Source organism: Candidatus Omnitrophota bacterium, assembly GCA_018894435.1.
In the GTDB taxonomy this organism is placed as follows: domain Bacteria; phylum Omnitrophota; class Gorgyraeia; order JAHIPI01; family JAHIPI01; genus JAHIPI01.
In genome coordinates this window covers 1-5,232 of record JAHIPI010000088.1, presented here as the reverse complement: position 1 = coordinate 5,232, position 5,232 = coordinate 1, and the positions used below count along the sequence as shown (strand labels likewise).

5 protein-coding genes are annotated in these 5,232 nt (G+C 41.9%); all 5 read left to right on the top strand.

The genetic code is table 11. The features are described from left to right. The first annotated feature begins 170 nt into the window (after nucleotides 1-170). Nucleotides 171-1,211, top strand: a complete 1,041-nt coding sequence (locus tag KKI13_07620) for an N-acetylneuraminate synthase family protein (protein MBU4488909.1) — start codon at nucleotides 171-173, stop codon at nucleotides 1,209-1,211. After that, entirely contained in the window at nucleotides 1,183-1,959 is a 777-nt protein-coding gene (locus tag KKI13_07615; protein ID MBU4488908.1) for a class I SAM-dependent methyltransferase, read from the top strand. Before KKI13_07620 ends, KKI13_07615 begins: the two co-directional genes overlap by 29 nt. Before the next feature lie 3 nt (nucleotides 1,960-1,962). Next, complete coding sequence (locus KKI13_07610; GenBank protein ID MBU4488907.1) at nucleotides 1,963-2,880, top strand: hypothetical protein; 918 nt, start codon at nucleotides 1,963-1,965, stop codon at nucleotides 2,878-2,880. After that, nucleotides 2,867-3,553, top strand: a complete 687-nt coding sequence (locus KKI13_07605) for a PIG-L family deacetylase (GenBank protein ID MBU4488906.1) — start codon at nucleotides 2,867-2,869, stop codon at nucleotides 3,551-3,553. The genes KKI13_07610 and KKI13_07605 overlap by 14 nt, the downstream gene beginning before the upstream one ends. Beyond that, nucleotides 3,550-5,232, top strand: a 1,683-nt coding sequence (locus KKI13_07600) for a GNAT family N-acetyltransferase (protein MBU4488905.1), incomplete at its 3' end; no start/stop codon positions are given. The genes KKI13_07605 and KKI13_07600, both read left to right, overlap by 4 nt.

The following is a 5,232-nucleotide window of genomic DNA, read 5'->3' as shown; positions in this document are numbered from 1 at the left end:
GAGCAGTAACTATAGCCTTAATTTGGGATGGTACAATAAGTTCAGCGAAAAAGACCTGATAGCTGCGGTTAGTAAAACTCAAAGCGCCTCGCTCCGCCGAAAGATGTCGGCGTGCGGAAGAAAAATGGTAGATGGCAAGGGCGCAGACAGAGTGATAGAGGTGATGAAAAGTGCATAATATTAAAATAGGCAGCAGGAATATCGGAGAAGGGCGCCCGTGTTTTATTATCGCAGAGGCAGGGAGTAACCATAATAGAAAACTGGACCTGGCTTTTCAGCTGATAGATATTGCCAAAGAATCCGGCGCCGATGCGGTTAAATTTCAATCTTTTAAAGCTGATAAGCACTATCCTAAGATTAAATCGAATAAGCCCGGCAAGTCAAGTTATGAGATCACAAAAAATAAAGAGCTTCCCGAAGAGTGGATTCCGAAGTTATCCCGCTACTGTAAAGAAAGGGATATTTTATTTATGTCTAGCGTTTTTTACGATGAGGCCGTCGATATTTTGAACCCTTATGTCAGCGTTTTTAAAATAGCCTCTTCAGAGATGACGCATTACCCGTTGATACAATATGCCCATGGTACCGGAAAACCGCTGATCATCTCTACCGGCATGGCCGATTTGTCCGAGGTAAACGGCCTTGTTGATATGCTCGAAGGTTTAAAGATGAATAAGCCAAAAAATTATGTTTTACTGCACTGCACGGTTAGTTACCCTGCCGACTTTGCCGATGCCAACCTCAGAGCAATCGAAGTAATGAGGAAAAGATACGATGTGCCGATAGGGATTTCTGACCATACAAGAGATCCGTTAGTGGTTCCGGTCGCCGCGGTTGCTTTGGGCGCGAATTTAATAGAAAAACACTTTACTATATCTAATAGCCTGCCCGGCGCAGATCATTCTTATGCGCTGGAACCGGACGAGTTAAAAAATATGGTCAAAGCCGTAAGAGATGCCGAACTAGCTTTAGGTTCGGGAAAAAAGAAGGCTGCTGGAGTTGAGATTAAACTTAAAAGATACTTAAGGAGAGCTATTTTTGCAGTCAAAGATATTGCGGCCGGACAGGCGCTTAGCGCAGAGAACATAGACATCCTGAGGAGTGCCGATAAAAAAGGCGGGCTTGACCCGAAAGAGTATTTTAATATAATCGGGAAAAAGACAAAAAGGAGCATCAAGGCATATGCGCCCATACGAAAAGAATTTCTCTAAGATAGGAAAATATCAAAATAAAAACAGCCGCCTGTGGGATGAATTGTTCATTTCTCACAAAGGCAACAGTTATCCCCATGAAAACCTTGTTAAATTTGTCGCATTCCTTAGCCAAAAAGAGCATATGAAGGATTTAAATGCCCTAGATATAGGTTTCGGTTGTTACCCTAATTTAAAGATGTGCTATGAGCAGGGGTATGATGTATTTGGCATAGAAGTCTCCAGAAATGCTCTCAATAGGACTAAAGCGGCTTTAAGAAATATGAAGATACCTTTTGAAGGAAGGCTTTTTACGCCTCCCCTTGTTCCGTACAGAGACAATAAATTCAACCTGATATATAGCCATCAGGCTTTATATTATAATCTTGATCTGGAGAAAGCCGTTTCAGAGATTTACAGGACCCTGCGGCCCGGCGGAGCGATATATATCACTTTTTTTAAACCGAATCATTGGTATTTTAAATATTCCAAAAAGGTGACCGACGATATTGCAGAATGGTCCGATAAACATCCTACCCGGGCCTTAAGAGGGCTCAGGCTCAGGTATTTCAAATCCCGGGCACAGCTGGCGAAGGTATTCAAACAATTTAAGAACGTCAGAATTTATGAATACGGCTCCGATCTACTAGGCGTTAAGCATTATATGTGGATCGTTACGGGGTACAAGAAGGGCGATTTTAGAAAGTTTGATTATAAGAAACATTATAAACAGATAGGCGTAAGCAGCAAAAAACTCAATAGTAGGTAAATCATGTATATAGTCTTCGACAAGATGCATAATTTTGAGCCGTTTAATGACAAGTTCTCCGTCTATCTGCATAAGATAGCCGGGCGTTATTTAGGAGAGATAATAGCCGAAAGCATTCTTTTGCACAAAAAAGGGCGTAAGCATACATCCATCTTTCTTAAAGACCCCATTCTTGCCTGCGATAAGCGGTTTAATAAGGCCATATCCAAATATATGCCCGTAACAACATCGAGGCCGAGGGGTGACCTCGTTGATGCTGACATATATTATACTGTTTCAGAAGGTCGGCCGTTGCGTTTTAAATACCCCTGGGACATTCTGGGTATTAAAGATGATTATTTAAAAAAGCTTAAGAGGCGCATATCGAATAAAGCAAAGATAGAAAAAGGCGTTGAAATCAATGGCAATGTGGTAATTGAAGAAGGCGTTCGGATATTAAGCGGAGCAAGGATCAAGGGCAGTATATATATAGGAAAGGACTCATTTATAGCCAATAATGCGCTTATACGGAATAATACGAGCATAGGTAGTAACTGTGTTGTGGCGTATTCATCGGATGTCAAAGATTCGCTCGTTCAAGACGGCAGCGGTATAGGGCCTTTGGTTTTTCTGGGTGACAGCATTATCGGATATGAATCTTTCTTCGGGGGCATGGCGCGCTCTTCTAACTACAGGCTTGATAAGAAAAATGTCGAGGTATTGGTCGGGCACAAAAAAGTAGATACAAAGCGCCGGTTTTTAGGATGTTTTATAGGCAATAGGACATCTTTAGGTATAAGGAGCATTGTACTGCCCGGGCGGAAGATAGGTAACGATGTCATTATAGGACCGCAAGTAATCGTTGAAAAAAATATAGAAAGTAGTAAAAAAGTTATACTCAAACAGTCGCTAATTATGGAGAGCCGAAATGAAAAAAAATGAAAACAGAATATTGGTAATTGCGGCCCACCCTGACGACGAGATTCTTGGCTGCGGCGGGACTGTTGCCAGATTGATAAATGAAGGCCACGAGGCATATGCGCTGATACTTGGGGAAGGTATAACTTCGAGATATGCCAAAGGGTCCAATAGAATGGAAAAAGATTTAAAGGCGTTGAGGAGTTCGATAGAGAGGGCCAACCGAGTTATAGGAGTAAAGAAAGTATATCCGCTGAACTTTCCGGATAATAGATTTGATGCGGTCCCCACGCTTGATATAGTAAAAAATATAGAGGCGGTAAAAAACAGGGTGAAGCCGCAGATAATATTTACACACCACTGGCGCGACTTGAACATAGATCATAGAATTACCTTTAACGCGGTCTTGACCGCGTGCCGTCCCGTAGAAGAAGAGACCGTAAGCGAGATTTACTCTTTTGAAATACCGTCCTCAACAGAATGGAACTATCCTTACACCTTTGCGCCCAATTTATTTGTGGATATTACGATGACAATGAAGAAAAAGCTTGCTGCGGTAAAATGCTATACAACTGAACTTAGAAAATTTCCTCATCCGCGCTCCCCAAGGGCCATTGAAACACAGGCTGCAAAATGGGGAAGCGTAGCTTCCAGGAAGTATGCCGAGGCGTTCGAGGCAGTGAGGATCATAAGGTGAAAGAAACAGATATAACGTTAAACCGGGTTATGGATAAAGATTGCAGGGATCTCTGGACTTGGCGCAATCATCCCGAAGTAAGAAGGCAATTTTTTGATGATAAGATAATACCCTGGGACGAGCACCAAAGATGGTTTCATTCAAAAACCAATAGCCCCGGCACAAAGATATATATGGCCAGTTTGCAAAATAACAAAATAGGGGCGATCAGGTTTGAGATTAACGGGGACATTGTCACGGTAAGTGCCAATCTAAACCCGATTTTCTTTGGTAAAAAACTCGGTTCTGAGATCATAAGGCTGGGTACGGATAAATTCTTTAGCGAGATGAAGACAGATAAAGCGGTGATCGCCGAAATCAAAAAAGATAATATAGCTTCGCAAAAAGCATTCACCAAAGCCGGTTATAGAGTGTTAAAAGAGGCCGAAGACAAGCTGATCTACATAAAGGACCGCGTAGATTACGGCACGGGCGAAACGGCCTCGGACAGGAAGATATTTCCTATCGACGTCTTTTCAATAAAGAAATATGGGATAAAGAAATGGCAGGATGAATTTTTCTGGCCCGTTCCGGATAGTGATTTCATAAACCTTTGCAGGGATATTGAAGCATGTATGAAGGCCTATATGCGCAATGAGCCGCGTGAGATAAGTGACTTGTTGCTTATTCAGAGAAATCTGTTTGGTGAATATTGCCAATTTTTACATGCCAACAAAGTCATACAGATAATAAAATCGCAGGGGATGGATATTTCTTATTCGGAAGCTTCTATTTTGTATAAAGATATAATAACCGGCCAGTTCTCGGATAAGAGCATTTTAAGGGCAGAAGAGGCAACGTATAATACACTCCCTTTTTATGAAAAGACAATCAAGAAGTTCGTAAGAGATATTATATATAACGCAAATCCGTATAGGTTTTTAAAATCGAGAGAGAAGATTAAAATTGTAAGGGTATGCGGCTCGGTATCCTCATTAATGGGGGAATATATAAAGAAAATACCGCATTTCGTCCTTATGACATACCAGCGTGACTGGTTGCCGAAAGATACTTCGTATGCGCTACCAGGCGGTTTGGCTTATGAAATAAAACGTGTCGCCGCGGCCATAGCGACGGATCTAAGGACCATAGCCGAGAAATATAAGATAATACTTGACGCAAGCCATATAGAACATCTGAGGCAAGTAGCGGAAAGCGAACTCATCTATATGGCGAGGACGCTTTTTCTGGTAAGACGCAAGATTAATAAGAAAATAGACCTATTGATATCCGGTCTGGGCAATTCCTTTAACAGGACGCTTTGCCTTGTAATACGCGAGAACGGAGGGCATGTCGTAAGCTTCAACCACGGCGGAGGTGCAGGGCTTTATGATAACCCTGCGGTAGGCCCTTCGGAATTTACGTTTTCCGACGTATTCGTAACGTATACTTCAAAAAGCATTGAGCTTTTTGAAAGGATAAAAAGCAATCATCCGCCCATTCGGAATAATAATGTGGTCATTGCCTCGTGTGAAGCCGATATATATTTTAAGATATGGCAGAAATATAAAAATAGGAAACTGCCGGATGTTATCAGAAAGATTATGGTCATCGGTTATCCGCATAATCAATCGAGGAACCGTCAGATGGCGGGGGGTTTTTCTCCGATACGGTTAGATTTGGAATTGCGCATTGTAAAT